At 61.1% G+C, this 18,143-nt stretch carries 18 protein-coding genes and 1 riboswitch; of the genes, 6 read left to right on the top strand and 12 right to left on the bottom strand.

What is annotated here, in order from left to right; genetic code table 11:
• Positions 1–36: 36 nt before the first annotated feature.
• A complete protein-coding gene (locus tag BLR16_RS14300) occupies positions 37–432 on the bottom strand; it encodes an acyl-CoA thioesterase (RefSeq protein ID WP_003316713.1) in 396 nt (131 codons plus the stop codon).
• 220 nt (positions 433–652) lie between these two features.
• A riboswitch (S-adenosyl-L-homocysteine riboswitch) is annotated at positions 653–763 on the top strand.
• Between the two features lie 23 nt (positions 764–786).
• Between BLR16_RS14300 and ahcY the strand changes: the two genes are divergently transcribed.
• The 3 genes from ahcY to BLR16_RS14285 all read left to right on the top strand — a co-directional run bounded on the left by ahcY (position 787) and on the right by BLR16_RS14285 (position 5,393).
• Positions 787–2,196: an adenosylhomocysteinase gene (gene ahcY / locus BLR16_RS14295; RefSeq protein ID WP_074806714.1), complete on the top strand. Its 1,410-nt coding sequence runs from the start codon at positions 787–789 to the stop codon at positions 2,194–2,196.
• Between the two features lie 150 nt (positions 2,197–2,346).
• Positions 2,347–3,192 carry a methylenetetrahydrofolate reductase [NAD(P)H] gene (gene metF, locus BLR16_RS14290; protein WP_003346344.1) on the top strand — a complete coding sequence of 282 codons (846 nt, stop codon included), beginning with the start codon at positions 2,347–2,349 and terminating at the stop codon, positions 3,190–3,192.
• Between the two features lie 311 nt (positions 3,193–3,503).
• Positions 3,504–5,393, top strand: coding sequence for an RNA helicase RhlE2 (locus BLR16_RS14285; protein ID WP_003366109.1), 1,890 nt, complete (start codon positions 3,504–3,506; stop codon positions 5,391–5,393).
• A gap of 277 nt (positions 5,394–5,670) precedes the next feature.
• Here BLR16_RS14285 and BLR16_RS14280 read toward each other — a convergent pair whose 3' ends face one another.
• The 3 genes from BLR16_RS14280 to BLR16_RS14265 all read right to left on the bottom strand — a co-directional run bounded on the left by BLR16_RS14280 (position 5,671) and on the right by BLR16_RS14265 (position 9,047).
• Positions 5,671–6,249 (bottom strand): YceI family protein, encoded by a 579-nt coding sequence (locus tag BLR16_RS14280; protein ID WP_002551707.1) that lies wholly within the window; start codon positions 6,247–6,249, stop codon positions 5,671–5,673.
• A 27-nt stretch (positions 6,250–6,276) separates the two neighbouring features.
• Positions 6,277–6,825, bottom strand: a complete 549-nt coding sequence (locus tag BLR16_RS14275; RefSeq protein ID WP_002551706.1) for a cytochrome b — start codon at positions 6,823–6,825, stop codon at positions 6,277–6,279.
• 347 nt (positions 6,826–7,172) lie between these two features.
• Complete coding sequence (locus BLR16_RS14265; protein WP_074806711.1) at positions 7,173–9,047, bottom strand: flavin monoamine oxidase family protein; 1,875 nt, start codon at positions 9,045–9,047, stop codon at positions 7,173–7,175.
• A gap of 209 nt (positions 9,048–9,256) precedes the next feature.
• On the opposite strand from BLR16_RS14265, the gene BLR16_RS14260 reads away from it, so the two are divergent.
• A complete protein-coding gene (locus tag BLR16_RS14260; protein ID WP_074806708.1) occupies positions 9,257–10,663 on the top strand; it encodes an adenosylmethionine--8-amino-7-oxononanoate transaminase in 1,407 nt (468 codons plus the stop codon).
• A 134-nt stretch (positions 10,664–10,797) separates the two neighbouring features.
• Positions 10,798–11,517 carry a 16S rRNA (uracil(1498)-N(3))-methyltransferase gene (locus BLR16_RS14255; RefSeq protein ID WP_003366101.1) on the top strand — a complete coding sequence of 240 codons (720 nt, stop codon included), beginning with the start codon at positions 10,798–10,800 and terminating at the stop codon, positions 11,515–11,517.
• Between the two features lie 106 nt (positions 11,518–11,623).
• Here the strand turns inward: BLR16_RS14255 and BLR16_RS14250 are convergent, their stop codons facing one another.
• The gene (locus BLR16_RS14250) at positions 11,624–12,238 is read right to left on the bottom strand and encodes a PAQR family membrane homeostasis protein TrhA (RefSeq protein ID WP_074806705.1); all 615 of its coding nucleotides are present in this window, start codon (positions 12,236–12,238) and stop codon (positions 11,624–11,626) included.
• A 154-nt stretch (positions 12,239–12,392) separates the two neighbouring features.
• On the opposite strand from BLR16_RS14250, the gene BLR16_RS14245 reads away from it, so the two are divergent.
• A complete protein-coding gene (locus BLR16_RS14245) occupies positions 12,393–13,319 on the top strand; it encodes a LysR family transcriptional regulator (RefSeq protein WP_044308702.1) in 927 nt (308 codons plus the stop codon).
• Between the two features lie 66 nt (positions 13,320–13,385).
• Here the strand turns inward: BLR16_RS14245 and madM are convergent, their stop codons facing one another.
• The 7 genes from madM to BLR16_RS14210 form a co-directional block, all read right to left on the bottom strand.
• Positions 13,386–14,150, bottom strand: coding sequence for a malonate transporter subunit MadM (gene madM / locus BLR16_RS14240; protein ID WP_003366094.1), 765 nt, complete (start codon positions 14,148–14,150; stop codon positions 13,386–13,388).
• A gap of 1 nt (position 14,151) precedes the next feature.
• The gene (madL, locus tag BLR16_RS14235; protein WP_003366092.1) at positions 14,152–14,568 is read right to left on the bottom strand and encodes a malonate transporter subunit MadL; all 417 of its coding nucleotides are present in this window, start codon (positions 14,566–14,568) and stop codon (positions 14,152–14,154) included.
• Positions 14,569–14,637: 69 nt separating this feature from the next.
• A complete protein-coding gene (mdcH, locus tag BLR16_RS14230; protein ID WP_003366090.1) occupies positions 14,638–15,573 on the bottom strand; it encodes a malonate decarboxylase subunit epsilon in 936 nt (311 codons plus the stop codon).
• Positions 15,570–16,208, bottom strand: a complete 639-nt coding sequence (locus tag BLR16_RS14225) for a malonate decarboxylase holo-ACP synthase (protein WP_003366089.1) — start codon at positions 16,206–16,208, stop codon at positions 15,570–15,572. Before BLR16_RS14225 ends, mdcH begins: the two co-directional genes overlap by 4 nt.
• On the bottom strand, positions 16,202–17,002 hold the full coding sequence (gene mdcE / locus BLR16_RS14220; RefSeq protein ID WP_044308705.1) for a biotin-independent malonate decarboxylase subunit gamma: 801 nt from the start codon (positions 17,000–17,002) through the stop codon (positions 16,202–16,204). The genes BLR16_RS14225 and mdcE overlap by 7 nt, the downstream gene beginning before the upstream one ends.
• Positions 16,999–17,850: a biotin-independent malonate decarboxylase subunit beta gene (locus BLR16_RS14215; RefSeq protein WP_065350810.1), complete on the bottom strand. Its 852-nt coding sequence runs from the start codon at positions 17,848–17,850 to the stop codon at positions 16,999–17,001. The genes mdcE and BLR16_RS14215 overlap by 4 nt, the downstream gene beginning before the upstream one ends.
• Positions 17,843–18,142 (bottom strand): malonate decarboxylase subunit delta, encoded by a 300-nt coding sequence (locus tag BLR16_RS14210; RefSeq protein WP_003366083.1) that lies wholly within the window; start codon positions 18,140–18,142, stop codon positions 17,843–17,845. The genes BLR16_RS14215 and BLR16_RS14210 overlap by 8 nt, the downstream gene beginning before the upstream one ends.
• Between the last annotated feature and the right edge of the window lies 1 nt (position 18,143).

Here is an 18,143-nt window from a genome sequence, read left to right as displayed (position 1 = left end):
CGTTCTGGACGCTCCGCGTCCGATCTTGAAGAGGTATCAGTCCTCTACGTCGAACTGGTCCTTGATGTAGCGGATTTCAGTCCGCCCATGCGGCGCAGGCTGACCGTCTTCGTCGAGGTTGACGAAGACAATCTTGTCGACGGTCAGAATGCTCTTGCGGGTGATCTTGTTGCGCACCTGGCATTTTAGGGTGATCGAGGTACGACCGAAATCCGTGGCGGTGATGCCCAGTTCGATGATGTCGCCCTGACGCGAGGCACTGACGAAGTTGATTTCAGAGATGTACTTGGTGACCACCCGCTGATTACCCAGTTGAACGATCGCGTAGATCGCCGCCTCTTCATCGATCCAGCGCAGCAGGCTGCCGCCGAACAACGTGCCGTTGGGGTTGAGGTCTTCGGGCTTTACCCACTTGCGGGTGTGGAAATTCATGGTCACTCCTGAGCGTCTGGCCGATGGATAGCTGCATGATGGCAGAGCCGGCGACCCGCGCCCATGCCTGCGTGATAGCGACTGTGCATCGACCCTATTACAGACAGATGGCAATTGGATGGCCTTTAAACCGACAGAAAGCCTTGGGTAGAATCGCGAGCACCGCTATACTGCCAAACGTTTCAAAACGGTCATCTACGCTTGATACCGTTCCCGCCACCTGTCCGAGGGGCGCTGCAGCAGGTTTTCCCTGTCAGGCTCGGATGGGGCGTTGTTTGCCAGGACGATCCTCGACCGGCAAACCTTAAACGCACAACGGCGCCCATTCGCATTTTTATGGAATGGAGACTCTCAATGAGTGCTGTAATGACGCCCGCAGAATTCAATGACTACAAGGTTGCCGATATTTCCCTGGCCGCCTGGGGTCGCCGCGAAACCATCATCGCCGAATCCGAAATGCCTGCCCTGATGGGTCTGCGTCGCAAATACGCTGGTGATCAGCCGCTGAAAGGCGCGAAGATTCTCGGCTGCATCCACATGACCATTCAGACCGCCGTACTGATCGAAACCCTGGTTGCCCTGGGTGCCGAAGTTCGCTGGTCGTCGTGCAACATTTTCTCCACTCAGGACCAGGCTGCTGCGGCCATCGCTGCTGCCGGCATTCCTGTGTTCGCCTGGAAAGGCGAAACCGAAGAAGAATACGAGTGGTGCATCGAGCAGACCATCCTCAAGGATGGCCAGCCATGGGACGCCAACATGATCCTCGACGACGGCGGCGACCTGACCGAGATCATCCACAAGAAATACCCGGCGATGCTGGACAAGATCCACGGCGTCACCGAAGAAACCACCACTGGCGTTCACCGCCTGCTGGACATGCTGGCCAAGGGTGAGTTGAAAATCCCGGCCATCAACGTCAACGACTCGGTGACCAAGAGCAAGAACGACAACAAGTACGGCTGCCGTCACAGCCTGAACGACGCCATCAAGCGCGGCACCGACCACTTGCTGTCCGGCAAGCAGGCGCTGGTGATCGGCTACGGTGACGTGGGCAAGGGCTCGGCCCAGTCCCTGCGTCAGGAAGGCATGATCGTCAAAGTGACCGAAGTTGACCCGATCTGCGCCATGCAGGCCTGCATGGACGGTTTCGAGCTGGTTTCGCCGTTCATCGACGGTGAGAACGACGGCACCGAAGCGAGCATCGACAAGGCACTGTTGGGCAAGATCGACCTGATCGTGACCACCACCGGTAACGTCAACGTTTGCGACTCCAACATGCTCAAGGCGCTGAAAAAGCGCGCTGTGGTGTGCAACATCGGTCACTTCGACAACGAAATCGACACCGCTTTCATGCGCAAGAACTGGGCATGGGAAGAAGTGAAGCCACAGGTTCACAAGATCCATCGTACCGGCCCAGGCTCGTTCGACGCACAGAACGACGACTACCTGATCCTGCTGGCCGAAGGCCGTCTGGTAAACCTGGGTAACGCCACTGGCCACCCAAGCCGCATCATGGATGGCTCGTTCGCCAACCAGGTTCTGGCGCAGATCTTCCTCTTCGAGCAGAAGTACGCCGACCTGGCACCGACCAAGAAAGCCGAGCGTCTGACCGTTGAAGTGCTGCCGAAGAAACTCGACGAAGAAGTGGCCCTGGAAATGGTCCGCGGCTTCGGCGGCGTTGTGACCAAGCTGACCAAGACCCAGGCCGATTACATCGGCGTGACCGTCGAAGGTCCGTTCAAGCCGCACGCGTATCGCTACTGATTGAGCAGGCTCGGTCCGCCTCTTACGCAGAAGCGGATCGAGCGTGATCAGCCATCACCGGCAGCACTCGCTGCCCCGATGACGCTCAGTATCTGAAGGCCGTTCCGGCCTTTTCGCGAACAAGTTCGCTCCTACGACGAGATCGGCTCCATGTCTCAAGAACGCCGCTTCAGCTTCGAGTTCTTTCCTACCAAGACCGACGCTGGACATGAAAAGCTGCTGACCGTTGCTCGTCAGCTCGCTACGTACAACCCCGATTTTTTCTCCTGCACCTATGGTGCCGGTGGCTCGACCCGCGACCGCACGCTCAATACCGTGCTGCAGCTGGAAAACGAGATCAAAGTCCCTGCTGCACCGCATTTGTCCTGCGTGGGCGACAGCAAGGACGACCTGCGCAACCTGTTGGCGCAGTACAAGGATGCGGGCATCAAACGCATCGTGGCACTGCGCGGCGACCTGCCTTCCGGCATGGGCATGGCCAGCGGTGAGCTGCGTCACGCCAATGACCTGGTGAGCTTCATTCGCCAGGAAAGCGGCAGCCATTTCCACATCGAAGTCGCCGCCTACCCGGAAATGCATCCACAGGCGCGCAATTTCGAAGACGACCTCAAGCACTTCGTCAACAAGGCCAACGCCGGCGCCGACAGTGCGATCACGCAGTACTTCTTCAACGCCGACAGCTATTTCAACTTCGTCGAGCGGGTCGAGAAGATGGGCGTCAGCATTCCGATCGTGCCGGGCATCATGCCGATCACCAACTACAGCAAGCTGGCGCGTTTCTCGGATGCCTGCGGTGCGGAAATCCCGCGCTGGATCCGCAAACAGCTGGAAGCCTACGGCGATGACGTGCAAAGCATCCAGGCGTTTGGCGAAGAAGTCATCACGCAGATGTGCGAACGACTGCTGCAAGGCGGCGCCCCCGGCCTGCATTTCTACACGCTGAACCAGGCAGAACCGAGCCTGGCGGTGTGGAACAACCTGCAACTGCCACGCTGAATACGGCTGCGGCACCGCGGTCCGACCGGTGATTTCCGGGGGATCGCGGCCTCATACACCGTTGGGCAGCAGGAAAGCGGCGTATTGCGCTCGCTCTGTTATACTCCAGCCTTCCCGCCAGGCTTACGCCCGGACGCCCGGTCTTGCAATCGTCATCCGTTCACGCCAACAGCGCAATTTTCATCAAGCGCAGACGTCACGGAATGCACTGAAGACCCGGCAGGACCGGACGGGATCGCGTTGTCTTTACACGCCATTCGCGCCAGGCAAGACATCCCTTGAGCTTAAGCTCCAACAGAACAGGATTACTCATGTCCTTTGCTTCCCTCGGTCTCTCCGAGGCTTTAGTCCGCGCCATCGAGGCAGCGGGCTATACCCAGCCTACCCCCGTGCAACAGCGGGCCATTCCCGCCGTGTTGCAAGGTCGCGACCTGATGGTTGCGGCACAGACCGGTACTGGTAAAACCGGTGGTTTCGCCCTCCCTATTCTGGAGCGGCTGTTTCCCAATGGTGTTCCGGACAAATCCCAGCGTCACGGCCCGCGTCAACCACGCGTTCTGGTCCTGACCCCGACCCGCGAACTGGCCGCACAGGTGCACGAGAGCTTCAAGCTCTATGCCCGCGACCTGAAATTCGTCAGCGCCTGCATCTTCGGCGGCGTCGGCATGAACCCTCAGGTTCAGGCCATGTCCCGTGGTGTGGACGTCCTGGTGGCCTGCCCTGGCCGCCTGCTCGACCTGGCCGGTCAAGGCAGTGTCGACCTGTCCCACGTCGAAATCCTGGTGCTCGATGAAGCAGACCGGATGCTCGACATGGGCTTCGTGCATGACGTCAAGAAGGTCCTCGCGCGGCTGCCGGCCAAGCGCCAGAACCTGCTGTTCTCGGCTACCTTCTCCAATGACATCACGTCGTTGGCCGGCAAGCTGCTGCACAACCCAGAGCGCATCGAAGTCACGCCGCCGAACACCACGGTCGAGCGTATCGAGCAACGGGTTTTCCGCCTGGCAGCCAACCACAAGCGTTCGCTGCTCGCGCATTTGATCACTGTCGGCGCCTGGGAACAGGTGCTGGTCTTCACCCGCACCAAGCACGGTGCCAACCGTCTGGCCGAGTACCTGGACAAGCACGGCCTTGCGGCTGTCGCGATCCACGGCAACAAGAGCCAGAACGCCCGTACCAAGGCTCTGGCCGACTTCAAGGCGGGTGATGTCCGCATCATGGTTGCGACCGATATCGCCGCACGCGGCCTGGATATCGATCAGTTGCCGCATGTCGTCAACTTCGAGCTGCCCAACGTCGACGAAGACTACGTTCACCGTATCGGTCGTACCGGCCGTGCCGGTCGCTCCGGTGAGGCCATTTCGCTGGTTGCGCCGGACGAAGAGAAGCTGCTCAAAAGCATCGAGCGCATGACCAAGCAGAAGATCGCCGACGGCGACCTGATGGGCTTCGACATCACAGCAGTCGAGGCTGAGAAGCCGGAAGTGCGTGAGCGTCCGGATGTTCGCAACTCGCGTGGCGCACGCCCTGCACGTGGCGATGGTGACAAGAACAACGGTGGTCGTCGCGACAAGGGCAAGGATAAAGGCAAGGAAAAACCTGCCGCTGCATCCGCTACTGGCGAACGCCCTGCAAGGCAGCCACGCGAAAAAAAACCTCGTGAGGGCACGCCTCGCAGCGAACAGCGTGCATCGCAACCCGCCATACCGCGTCCGGCAGCCGATCGTGCGCCAGACGAGTTTCGCGACGACGAAGTAGACAACTTCGGCAATCGCGCTGACTACGTGAGTCCTTATCAGGGCAAAGGTCAGAACCGTGGTCGTCGCCCTGCTGCCGCGCCTGGTGCAGCCGCACCGGCCGCTGGCGGCGCAGCTCGCCCGGCCAACCAGGGTCGTCCTGCCGGTGGCGCTCGTAACGGCTCCGGCAGCGGCGCACCAAAGCGCAACGGCTCGGGTTCATCGGCACCACGCTCGCGTGATGGTCAGCCACGTGGCCGTCGTCCGGCACGTGAAGACCAGCCTTTGCCACGTGAAGGTCAGGAGCCAGCCGCACGCGCACCACGCGACGGCCAGCCTCAGCCGAAGATCGTGCACAAGGAATCCAAGATCGACCGTTTCCCGTCTGCCGAGCAACTGGACCAGTTGCCGAGCCGCCCACGCGGTGAAAAACCGGCCCTGCTGACCCGCAACCGCGACAGCTGACAGCCACGCAACACTAAAAACGCCCCGACCTGTTCGGGGCGTTTTTGTTTGTGGGCCCGGAGGATGTTGATCATCGCTCCCACGCTCCGCGTGGTAGCGAAGCCCTGGACGCTCCGCGTCCGATCTTAAGCGGGTGGCGCAGCGCCGATCTGTGACGCAGAGCGTCACGAAATGCATGCCAACGCGGAGCATTGGCACGATAGTCATCTCAGGAAGTTTCATCGCACCCACAAAAACGCCGACCCAAGGGTCGGCGTTCTGTCGATCAAGCGTGCAATTACTTCTTCTGTACGCCTTCGAAGCTGATGTCCAGATCCAGCGTCTGCGACGTCGGGCCTGGGCCCTTGATGCCGAAGTCGTTCAGGTTCAGCGTCGAAGTACCGTTGAAGCCGGCACGGTAGCCGCCCCACGGATCCTTGCCTTCGCCGTTGAAGGTTGCCTTGATGACGATTGGCTTGGTCACGCCGTGCAGGGTCAGGTCGCCAGTGACGTCAGCCGTTTTCTCGCCAGTCGATTTGACTGCGGTGGAAACGAATTTGGCTTCCGGGTATTTGGCAACGTCCAGGAAATCCTTGCTGGAGATGTGCTTGTCGCGCTCGGCGTGGTTGGTGAACAGGCTGGCGGTTTTCAGCTCGACATTGATTTTGCTGGCTTCAGGCTTGGCAGCGTCGAAGCTGAACGTGCCGTCCCAGTCCTTGAAGGTACCGTGAATGAAGCTGTAGCCCAGGTGGCTGATCTTGAAGTCAACGAATGCGTGTTGACCTTCCTTGTCGATAACGTAGTCGGCGGCCATGGCCTGGCCAGCAGACAACAGTGCGGTACCCAGAGCCAGAGCGGCGAGAGACTTCTTCAACATGCTTTTATTCCCGTTTTGGTTGAACAATCAATTACGACCCAGCATGCGCTTGAGGGTCACATCGCGATCGATGAAGTGGTGTTTCAATGCAGCAAGACCATGGAGCCCCGCGAATATCACGATGACCCAGGCCAGATACAGGTGAATCCAGCCCGCCGTTTCTGCCTGATCAGGAAGGCCCGACACCAGCGCGGGCACATCGAACAGGCCGAATACCGGAATTCCCACGCCGTCGGCGGTGGAAATGAGATACCCGGCGAACATCACGGCAAACAGTGCGACGTACAAAAACAGATGGCCGAATGCAGCACCGATGCGCGTCAACTTACTGTAGCTGGTCAACGGCGGCGGTGGCGGACTGAGCAGACGCCAGACCACGCGGATCAGCATGATCGCAAACAGCGTGATGCCGATGCTCTTGTGCAGATCAGGGCCCGCCTTGCGCCACGTATCGTAGTAATCCAGCCCGACCATCCACAGCCCCAGCGCAAACATTCCAAACACGACAGCAGCCACACCCCAGTGCAGCACCATGCTGACCAGACCGTAGCGAGAGGATGAATTACGTAGCTGCATTACCAGTACCTTGTCAGAAGTGTTACCAGACTAGCTTTTTATCTATCGAATGAAAGCGCAAAATTTCGCTCGGACGTATCGAACAATACGATAGGTCTGGTGGGCAGTTCGTACCTCGATTCTTTTGCTTCCCTCAACACCTGAACCACTGTTCAGCCGTGTCAGGCTGTCCGCGCTGCAGCAGCATCCCGATAATTTGCCGTCAGTAACACTTTGCAATGACCATCGGCCTTTCGATGCCGATGAACGGCACCATCAGGCCTGAGCACAGGGATAGAACGAATCGAGCACGCATAAAAAAAGGGATGCGGTATGAACCGCATCCCTTTCAGTCAGCCATCGGACGGTCAGTTATTGGCGTCTGCAGGCGCTGCTTCAGCAGGGGTCTTGGCGGGAGCCGGTTTGCTCTGAGCCTTTTTCGCGGCCTCTTTTTTGGCCGCTTCCTTCTTCGCAGCCTCTTTTTTAGCCGCTTCTTTCCTGGCCGCTTCCTTGCTCTGCACTTTCTTCGCAGGCTCGGCCTTGGTCGCCGGCTTCTTCGCTGGCTCGGCTTTTACCGATGGCTTGGCAGGCTGGACAACCGGCGCAACCACGGGTGCCGGAGCGGCAGCCGGTGCAGGCGCTGGAGCAGGCTCTACAGCCTTCTCTACCGGAGCAGGGGCCGGGGCCGGAGCTTCATCACCACCGAAAAGGCGCGAGAAGAAGCCTGGCTTGTCAGCCTGCGGCTTGGCGGGTTCGGCCGGCTTGTCGGAGGAACCACCGAACAGATTGCTGAAGAAATTGCCTTCGGACTTCTGCGAAGCCGGGGCCGGTGCTTTCGGCGGTGCAACCTTGACCGGTTCGAACGACTTGCCAGCGGCCAGATCCTGCACCTGACCGGCTGCACGCTGACCACTGCGCAGGGCGCCTTCCAGAGTGCCGGGGTACAAGGTGTCGGTGTGCTCGCCAGCAAAGGCTACACGCAGAATCGGCCGTTCCCACAGACGCCAGTATTTGCTGATCTGACCGGGGCCGAACGCCAGGTAAGAACCGCCAGTGGACGGATCGACGCTGTAGCGGCGGATTTCATAGCCGGTGTACGCACCGCGTGCTTCAGGGTAGAACGCATGCAGACGGATCAGCACCTGATCGACCATCTGCTTGTCGCCGAAGGCCTGCATGATGCGCGCGTTGTCGCCCGACAGGTTGATCACCACGTTGGCGCCACCTTTAAGCGCCGGCTCTACCCACAACATGCCCAGACCGGTGTTACTGAACACTTCACCGGACATGCGCGCCTTGCTGTCCCAGACCGGGGTCTTGAACTTGAGCATGATCTGGTCGCGCCAGCCGTAGTTGGTGCTCTTGATCGCGCCCATGTGCTGAGCGTCCAGCGCAGGCGTCATCTGAATCTTGCCCAGCGAACGCAACGGCACGGCCATGACCACGTAATCCGCCGTGTAGCTGGTCGCGCCAGCCTTGACGGTGACCTTGTCCTTCTCCTGGACGACTGCCGTCACCGGCGAGTTGGTCTTGACGGTCTTGAGTTGCTTGACGAACGCCTGGGTCAGCACCGCACTGCCTCCGGGCAGGCGCGCAGCACGCAAGTCACGCTCGTCGACCGAGCGATAAACCCGCGATTGCTGGGCGAGGTACAGCAACGACAGGCGCGAAGGCTCGTCGTAGCGGGTACGGATCTGCTGATTGATCAACTGACGCGCCGTAGCAGGCAGGTTCAGACGGTCCAGCCAGTTGGCGACGTTGATCTGGTCCAGCGCAAACAGCGTGCTGTTGGACGCCGGGTTTTCCGGGTCGTCAACCGAACGCGCGAGGTTGTCCAGCGTGTCGTTGTAGCGCTTGATGGCTTCGGCGGTCGCCGGCTGTTTGACGGCCAGGTCAGCCTGGGTGAAGTACACGCCGTCGATCAGGTAGCTGGGCGTGCGCACGAATTCAGGCGCGGGCACGGTCGCCAGCTTGAAGCTGTCCAGGTAGCGGTTCAGCACAGGCTGAGCCTTGGTGTTGCCGATCCACTCGCTGGTCGCCAGACCGGAGCGTCCACCCAGACTCGGCTTGGCTTCCAGCACCGTCACCTGCCAGCCTTTGGCCTGCAGTTCATAGGCAGCAGTCAAACCTGCCAGACCACCACCGACGACAATGGCGGTTCGTTGTTTTTCATCGGCGAGCGTCGAAACGCTGACCAACCCTGCCACTATCAGCGCACAGGCGCGCAGCCAACCAGAAAGCATTCGGCGAACTCCAGAAAACATAGGGAAGATAGGGCAAGTCAGCCCGACACATCGACTCGCTGCGCAGGATACGCGAGCCATCAAATAGCCGCCAGCAATGTCCATCGCCCGTTAAAACTGCATCAAAGGTTGTTCCGCAGCCGGGCATTGCATAGGCTTGCGCGATTGTTCGTCCTCGCATCAGGCGAGTCGCTACCCGGAGATTGAAAATGGGCCTCAATGACCAGTGGATGCAGCGTGACCTGAAGGTCCTGTGGCACCCCTGCACCCAGATGAAAGACCACGAAAATCTGCCGTTGATACCGATCAAGCGTGGTGAAGGCGTATGGCTTGAAGACTTCGAGGGCAAGCGTTATCTGGACGCTGTCAGCTCTTGGTGGGTCAACGTTTTCGGACACGCCAACCCGCGCATCAATCAGCGCATCAAGGATCAGGTCGACCAGCTGGAGCATGTGATCCTCGCCGGCTTCAGCCATCAGCCAGTGATCGAACTGTCCGAACGGCTGGTCAAACTCACGCCCGAGGGCCTGACCCGCTGCTTCTACGCCGATAACGGCTCGTCTTGCATCGAAGTCGCGCTGAAAATGAGCTTTCATTACTGGCTCAATCGCGGCCAGCCGGACAAGAAACGCTTCGTCACCCTCACCAACAGCTACCACGGCGAGACCATGGCGGCGATGTCGGTCGGTGACGTACCGCTGTTCACCGAAACCTACAAGGCGTTGCTGCTCGATACCATCAAAGTGCCGAGCCCCGATTGCTACCACCGCCCGGACGGCATGAGCTGGGAAGAGCATTCGCGCAACATGTTCGTCGCCATGGAGCAGACCCTTACCGAACACCACGCCAGCGTTGCGGCGGTGATCGTCGAACCGCTGATCCAGGGCGCGGGCGGCATGCGCATGTATCACCCGATCTACCTCAAGCTGCTGCGCGACGCCTGCGACCGCTATGGCGTGCACCTGATCCACGATGAAATCGCTGTCGGTTTCGGCCGTACCGGGACCATGTTCGCCTGCGAACAGGCCGGCATCCGTCCGGATTTCCTATGCCTGTCCAAGGCACTGACCGGTGGCTACCTGCCGCTGGCGGCCTGCCTGACCACCGATGATGTGTACGACGCGTTCTACGACGACTACCCGACCCTGCGTGCGTTTCTGCACTCGCACAGCTACACCGGCAACCCGCTGGCCTGTGCGGCGGCGCTGGCGACCCTGGATATCTTCGAGCAGGACAACGTCATCGAAAACAACAAGGCCCTGGCGCAACGCATGGCGACGGCCACCGCGCACCTGGCCGATCATCCGCATGTCGCGGAAGTGCGTCAGACCGGCATGGCCATCGCCATCGAAATGGTTCAGGACAAGGCGAGCAAAACCGCCTACCCGTGGCAGGAACGCCGCGGCATGAAAGTCTTCCAGCATGCGCTGGAGCGTGGCGCACTGCTGCGGCCACTGGGCAGCGTGGTGTATTTCCTGCCGCCCTATGTGATTACGCCGGAGCAAATCGACTTCCTCGCCGAAGTGGCCAGCGAAGGCATTGATATCGCAACACGTAGCAGCGTCAGCGTTGCCGTGCGCGAGAACTTTCATCCGGACTTCAGGGATCCGGGTTAAAGGCTGGAATTAAATGCAGCCGGACTGGCGCCTTCGCGAGCAAGCTCGCTCCCACTGGCGGTGGCCTGTCCGGGCGACCTTCATTTGCTCGCGAATGCGTCATCACAAAACGAACACCAGAACCGAGACACACCATGAGACTGTCCCGCTTTTTTACTGAAACGCCGCTGAGTCTGGGCGAGCATGAACTGCCTGAGGCCCAGGCGCATTACATCAGCCGCGTGCTGCGCATGACCGAAGGTGACGCGCTGCAACTGTTCGACGGTTCGGGCCAGGAGTTTCGCGGCACCTTGCTGGAAGTCGGCAAGAAGCGCGTGCATGTGCAGCTCACCGAAAGCTTTGCCGGGCAGCAAGAGTCAGGCCTGCGCATTCATCTCGGTCAGGGCCTGTCGCGCGGCGAGCGGATGGACTGGGCCATTCAAAAGGCCACCGAACTGGGCGTCAGCGAAATTACGCCGATTGTCAGCGAACGCTGCGAGGTGCGCCTGAAGGACGAACGTGCCGAGAAGCGTCAGGCGCATTGGCAGCAGATCGCAATCAGCGCCTGCGAGCAATGTGGCCGCTCCGTGGTGCCGGTGATTCATGCGCCGATGCCGCTGGCCGAGTGGATCAAGCACACCGAGGCCGACCTGAAACTGGTCCTGCACCCGGTGGCTGAACCTCTGACCAGTCATGACAAGCCTGCCAGCCTGGCCTTTCTGATTGGTCCGGAAGGCGGTCTGAACGATGCGGAAGTCGATCAGGCGCAAGACGCCGGCTTCCACGCCGCACGCCTCGGCCCGCGCGTGCTGCGCACTGAAACCGCTCCCGTGGTCGCGCTCAGCGTGGCGCAACAGCTGTGGGGCGATTTTTGATCATTTGATGAGTCCTCAAACGCGCTGCACGCTCAGAATCAGACACCGGCTCGCTCCCACAAGGATTTGCATTTACCCAGCCATTGAGGCCTGAACCTGGCCACTTTCACAGCACATAAAAACAAATCGCCACGAAGTGCATCAAACTGCCGCCGATGACGAACAGGTGCCAGATACCGTGAAAGTGGCGGATCTGGTCGTAGGCGAAGAACAGGATGCCGACGGTATACAGCACGCCGCCTCCGGCCAGCCAGATGAACCCCGATACACCGAGTGCAGCCATCAGTGGCTTGACGGCCACCAGCACGATCCAGCCCATCACGGCGTAGATCACGATGGACATGATTCGCGCTTCGGAGCGCGGTTTTATCTCTTGCAGGATGCCGATCAGCGCCAGCCCCCAGACAATTCCGAACAGGGTCCAGCCCCATGCGCCGCGCAATGTCACCAGACAGAACGGGGTGTAGCTGCCGGCAATCATCAGGTAGATCGAAAAGTGGTCGACCTTCTGCATGATCGATTTCGAGCGTCCCTTGACGCTGTGGTAGACCGTCGAGACGCTGTACAGCGTCACCAGACACGCACCATAGATGGCCATGCTGACCACTTTCCAGACATCGCCATGCAGGCTGGCCATGACCAATAGCCAGATCGCACCGACGGCTGCCAGCACAGCGCCGACCAAGTGCGACCAGGCATTGAATTTTTCTCCGTAGTACATCCGCTCGATACCCTCTTGTGGCGAAAACACTGGAAACAGAGACTCCGGGTTATTGAAACAAACCGCAACACCCGTGTCAGTGACGGATATTTTAAGCAGCTATCGACGCATGAGTTGTGCACAATCAGCGCACCTCAACCATAAGCGCCACGACATGCAGATCGATGACGAACTGACGCTCAAGAAACTGGAAATATTCCTGGCCTTCATGCGCACCGGCAATCTGGCACGTGCAGCGGAGGAGCTGCAGACCAGTAACGTCAGCGTGCACCGCGCCATTCATTCGCTGGAAAGTGCGTTGCGTTGCCCGCTGTTCAAGCATGAGGGCCGCAACCTGACGCCGCTGGAAAGCGCGTATGTACTTGAAGAGCGTGCGCAGAAGCTGGTCCAGGACGTGCTCGCCACGGTAGAACTGACCCGTCAGGCGGCAGGCTTCTCAGCGGCGCGGTTTCGCTTGGGGGCGTTGTATTCGCTGACCGTCAAGACCGTGCCGCAGTTGATCATGGGCCTGAAGATCCGCCGCAGCGAGCTGAATATCGACCTGATTCTGGGCTCGAACATGGACCTGCTCTACAAGCTCAAGAACATGGAAGTCGATGCGATGCTGGTGTCACTGGATGAGAGCACCAACGACCCGGACTGCGAGCATCTGGCGCTGTTTTCCGACGACATCTTTCTCGCCGTCCCCACCGACTCGCCGTTCGCCGAACACCCTGAAGTGGACCTGGGCGATCTGCGCGAAGCGACGTTCATCACCCTGACCCAAGGCTTTGCCACACACCGCGACGGGATCCGCGTGTTCCGGCAGGCCGGTTTCGAGCCCAAGGTGGCGATGCAGGTCAATGACATCTTCACCCTGCTGAGCATGGTCAGCTCCGGCGTCGGCTATGCACTGCTGCCGGGAAGAATCGCCGCGGTCTATGAAAACCGCGTGCGCCTGATCCCGTTGCAGAGCCGCTACCGGATGCAGCAGCACATCGGCATTGTTTTTCTCAAGTCCAAACAGCGCGATCCCAACCTGCTCGCGCTGTTGGCCGAGTGCCGGATGTACACCAACCGGCTGCTGGAACAGATGACCTGACCTAGGCTCTGTACGAAAAGTCGGCGAACGAAGCATCACCGAGCGCAGCCACTTTTAGTACAGCGCCTAGCCGACGATGGCGCGCACGATGAAGTACAGCACCGATGGCCCGAGCAGGCAGCCCAGACCGGTGTGGAACGTAGCGGTCAGCGCGCCATAAGGCACCAGACGCCGGTCGGTTGCCGCCAGCCCTGCGGTAACGCCGCTGACAGTACCCGCCAGACCACCGAAAACCATCGCTGAGCGCGGATTGTCCAGCCCCATCCAGCGCGCCGCCATGGGCGTGCCGACCATCACCAGAATCGCCTTGATCAGGCCGGTGGCAATCGACAGCGCCATCACATCGGAGGTGGCACCCAGCGCAGCACCGGTCACCGGGCCGACAATGTAGGTCACCGCCCCGGCACCGATAGTGGTCATGCTGATCGCGTCCCGATAACCGAACAGCCAGGCAATGCTCGCGCCGACGATAAACGGCAGAATCGTGCCCAGCAGCAAGGCGATGGCGCCGATCAGCCCGGCCTTGCGCGCTTCGGTGGCCTGCACTTCAAAAGCCGTCGCCACGATAGCGAAGTCACGCAGCATCGCCCCGCCCATCAGGCCGATACCGGAAAACAGCGTGATATCCGCCAGCCCTTTCTGGCCGCCGGTCAAGGTGCCGCCGACCCAGGCCAGAATCAGCCCGATGACGATCGCAATGGCCGAACCATGCACCCGGCCGAACGTCAGGCGTTTGGACAGCACCACAGACACCCACATGATGATGCCGACGAAAGCGAATGCGGTGATCAGGCCGTTATGTTCAAGTCCCTTCTCGATGAGATCCCACATATCAGCGACCTCCAGCCGGGGCGATTTCAGGCGTCAGCAGCGGCTCTTCCTTGGGTAACGGCTCGCCGCGATTGGTACGACTGATCACTGCGATGGTGCAGGCACACAGCACCACCGAACCCACAGCGGCCAACACCGCCACCGGCCCGCCCTTGAGTGCGGTTACAACGTTTTGTTGTGCGGCCATCGCCACCACCACCGGGATGTACAGCGCGCCCCAGAAACCCACGCCCATTTCGCAGTCCTTGCTCATGCCGCCGTGTTTTTCCATCCACAGGCGCGCGCAGATCAACAGGATCATGGCGATCCCGACCCCGCCCACATTGGATTTCACGCCCAGCAGAACGCCGAGCATATCGCCGAGAATCACGCCCGCAAGCGTGCAGATGGCCAGTAGTGCAACACCATAGATAATCATTGTTGTTATTCCTCTGTTTGCATTGCTGAAGTTGTTGTTTTTGTCCTTCGTAGCAGCTGCACGGCGGCTCTATGGGGTGCGGCGACCCTCCTCGCGCGACAGCGCAACCAGGCTGTCCAGGCGCGCAGCCTGAAAAGCCAGCGCGGTGCCCTGCTGGAATACCTTGCGCGCCAGCCCGGTCAGCACGCTGCCGGGCGGCAATTCGATGTGCAGGCGCACGCCCCGCTCCCAGGCGGTTTCCACGGTGCTGCGCCAGTCGATGACCCGACACATGTTGAACGCCAGGTCGTCACGCAGCTTCTCGGCATTGCGCACAGGTCGCGCCGTGCTGCCGCTCAGGTAACGTATTCTGGGTGCCGTTAGCGCGACCCTTGAAAAGGCCTCGGCCAGTTGTTGCGCGGGAGCGTCCAGCAAGGCGCAATGTGACGGCACGCTGACCGCAAGACGCTTGACCGCTGCCGCTCCGGCAGCCTTGGCCAGTTGACCGACCTGATGCATCGCCTCGGCACTGCCGGAGATCACCATCTGGTTGTCGGCGTTGATATTGGCGAGAAATACCGGTGCCTTCGCGCTGTGTACCTGCGCGATCAGCGCTTCTACCTGCGTCTGGTCCAGACCGATGAGCGCGGTCATGCCGTAACCCTGCGGCCAGGCGCCTTGCATCAGCTCGCCACGCAGCGCGACCAGGCGCACGGCGTCGTCAAAAGCCAGCGCCCCCGAAATCACCGCAGCCGGATAAGCGCCGATGGACAGCCCTGCCAGGTAGTCCGGCACACACTCACGCGCCTGCAGCACGCGCGCGCATGCGACGCCAGCGATCAGCAAGCAAAGCTGAACGGCACGGGTGGCTTGCAGTGCCTCGGCGGTGTCCAGCGCAAGCACGTCTTCGCCCAGTGCATCGGCCGCCTCCTGCAGGCAATCGCGCACCACGGCCTCGTCCGGCAACTGATGCAGCATGCCGGCTTGCTGGGCGCCCTGGCCGGGAAACACCCACAGGCTGCTCATGCGCACACCTGAGCCAGGTGCCAAGGGTCTGTAACCAGCCGCGCGCCGCTAACGGTCTTGAGCAGCACCCGCCCCGTTGGCCGCGCCCACTCACGCAGCGCCACGGCACCGTGTTCGAGTTGCAGCTGGACGTCGACCCGACAGACCGAGGTTTCCAGCGCCTCGACCAGCTCGGCGGCGCAGCGGCGACTCAGGCGCCCCGGGGTGCGCAGAATCAGGTCCAGATCGCTGTCCTGATGCAACGCCGCAATACCGCTGGCCAGCTCGAATCCGGCACTGCCGCCGACGCCCCAGTCCAGCTCCAGCGCCTCCATGACCGGACGGATCTGGCGCAACGCCTGCAACGCCGGCCATTGCTGAAGACTCTCGGTCGGGGCTTCGATCAACTGCTCGGGCATGACCCTTCGGCAGACGTCGGCCAACGACATGCTTGCGGCATAGCGTTGCTCCCGACCGCGACCGCGCAAGCCCACCGCCACCTGCCCGGCGGGCATTGCCTGACGCCGGACCACCACCGGTTGCCCGGCCAGCACGGCCTCGACCGCCCATTTGGGCGCGTCGTCAGGCAACGCAGACAGCGGCATGCCCCACAACAAATCATGGGGCAGCACTGCGCCAGTGTTGCTGATCACCATTGCGCCCGCAGCAACTGACGCACATTGGCCGACGCCGCACGGTTGCTCGCACCCAGACGGCTGCTCAGATCGACGCCGCGGGCCTGCACGTCCTTGATCGCACTGCTCAGCACGTTGCGCACCTGAATCAGGTCATCTGCAGCGGGCTGTTCGATCTGGCTGACCGCCAGGGTTTCCCACAGCAGACCGAGACTGGCGTAACTGTCGATGTCGTAAGCCATCGGCGGGATGCTGGCGGCGAGCTTTTCCAGGTCCTCGACGCTGCGCAGGGTTACGCGGGCTGCCGAGGCTTTGCCCATCGCATGCACCATCACGCCGGGATCACGCAGCGCGATCAATCGATTGGCCTGATAGCCGTGGGCCAGGAATGCGCCGGACATGGCTTTGCCCACCAATAGACCGATCACCGGATGTCCCGCCAGACGCGCTCGCGCGTAACTGTCCACAGCTCCGGCCAATGCCTGATGGATACCGAGCGCCTCCTCGCGACGCCCGTAGGCCTGGCTCGGCACGTCGACGATGGCAATCAATGCACGTTTTTCGGCGCGGTCGCGATCCTGCTCGATGGCCTCGTCCACCGCCTTGGCCAGGCCCCAGCCTTCCAGCAGGCCGACTTCGCCCTGACGCGCCCGGGGAAAGCGGTTGTCGGTATCGGCAATCACTGCAACAAAACGCACCGCCTGCTCGCCGAGAAAACCGTCGGCGACCTTGAGTGAGGCAGGCAGGCCAGTGACCTCACGGGCGCCTGCGCTCAAGGCGTTGAACCAGTTCAAACCCCGCTGTGAATGACTCATGACCGGGCTCCTTGATAGAGAGTGCGCACGCTTTGCGGATCAATTTGCGGCTCAGTGTCGAGGCTTGCCAGTCGCTGCAGGAACAGTGGGTACTGACTGCTGCGATGCGTGTCGGGCACGCCCTGTTTGAGCCAGCCGCTGACCTGCTGGCGGACATCGGCGACATCATCGGCAGCAAAACCATCCACCAGAGCGCTGGCAAAGCGTTGCTCGCCACCGGTCAGGCTCCAGATGAACGGACGGTCGCGGGAGTCGTATTCTTCGATGCCGGCTTCCTGCTCGATCACCTGCGGACCGTTCAGGCCCAGACGTGCCTCCTGAGTCACCAGCAGGTAACTGCACAGCCCTGCGGCGATGGACATCCCGCCAAAGCAGCCAACGCTGCCTGCCACCACACCGATCACCGGCTGGTACTGACGCAGATCGACTATCGCGGCATGAATCTCGGCAATCGCGGCCAGGCCCAGATTGGCTTCCTGCAAACGCACACCACCGGTTTCCAGCAGCACGATCGCGGCGGTGGGAATGCCGTTGCGGTTGTCTTCGGCAGCCAGTTCCAGCGCGCCGGCCATTTTCGCGCCGCCGACTTCGCCCATGCTGCCGCCCTGAAACGAGCCTTCGATGGCGGCGATGACCACTGGCCGACCATCGACAGTGCCTTTGGCGACCACCACGCCGTCATCCGCCTGAGGCACCACGCCCTGCATGGCCAGCCACGGCGACATGACCCGATCGAACGGCCCCAGCAGTTCGCGGAAGCTGCCTGCATCCAGCAAGGCGCGGGCGCGCTGTCGGGCACCCAATTCGATGAAACTGTGCTGATTCAGCAAACGTGCGCTATCAGTCATGACCGATCTCCTCGAAGCCTTGCTCCAGGCGCAAACGCACGACGCCGGGCGTCGCGCCGAAGTCATGAATATCGATGCTCAGCGCAGGCGGGGTCTGCCCCTCGAACATGCGCTCGAACAGGTGTTGCCAGCGCAGCGAGGCACCGTTGACCGACGTCACCACCTGAATCGACAAGGTGCCCGGTTTACCGGGTTCCAGCAGCACCTCCAGATCACCGGAGCCCACCACACCCACCAGCGCACGCCCCCTCGGCGGCTGTCCGGCAGGAAATTCAAAAGACAGGGTTTCCATT

The sequence above is a fragment of the Pseudomonas sp. BS3767 genome, from assembly GCF_900099665.1.
Taxonomy (GTDB): Bacteria; Pseudomonadota; Gammaproteobacteria; order Pseudomonadales; family Pseudomonadaceae; genus Aquipseudomonas; species Aquipseudomonas cerasi.
Note: the sequence above shows the minus strand (reverse complement) of the source record. Positions and strands in the feature narration are given on the sequence as shown.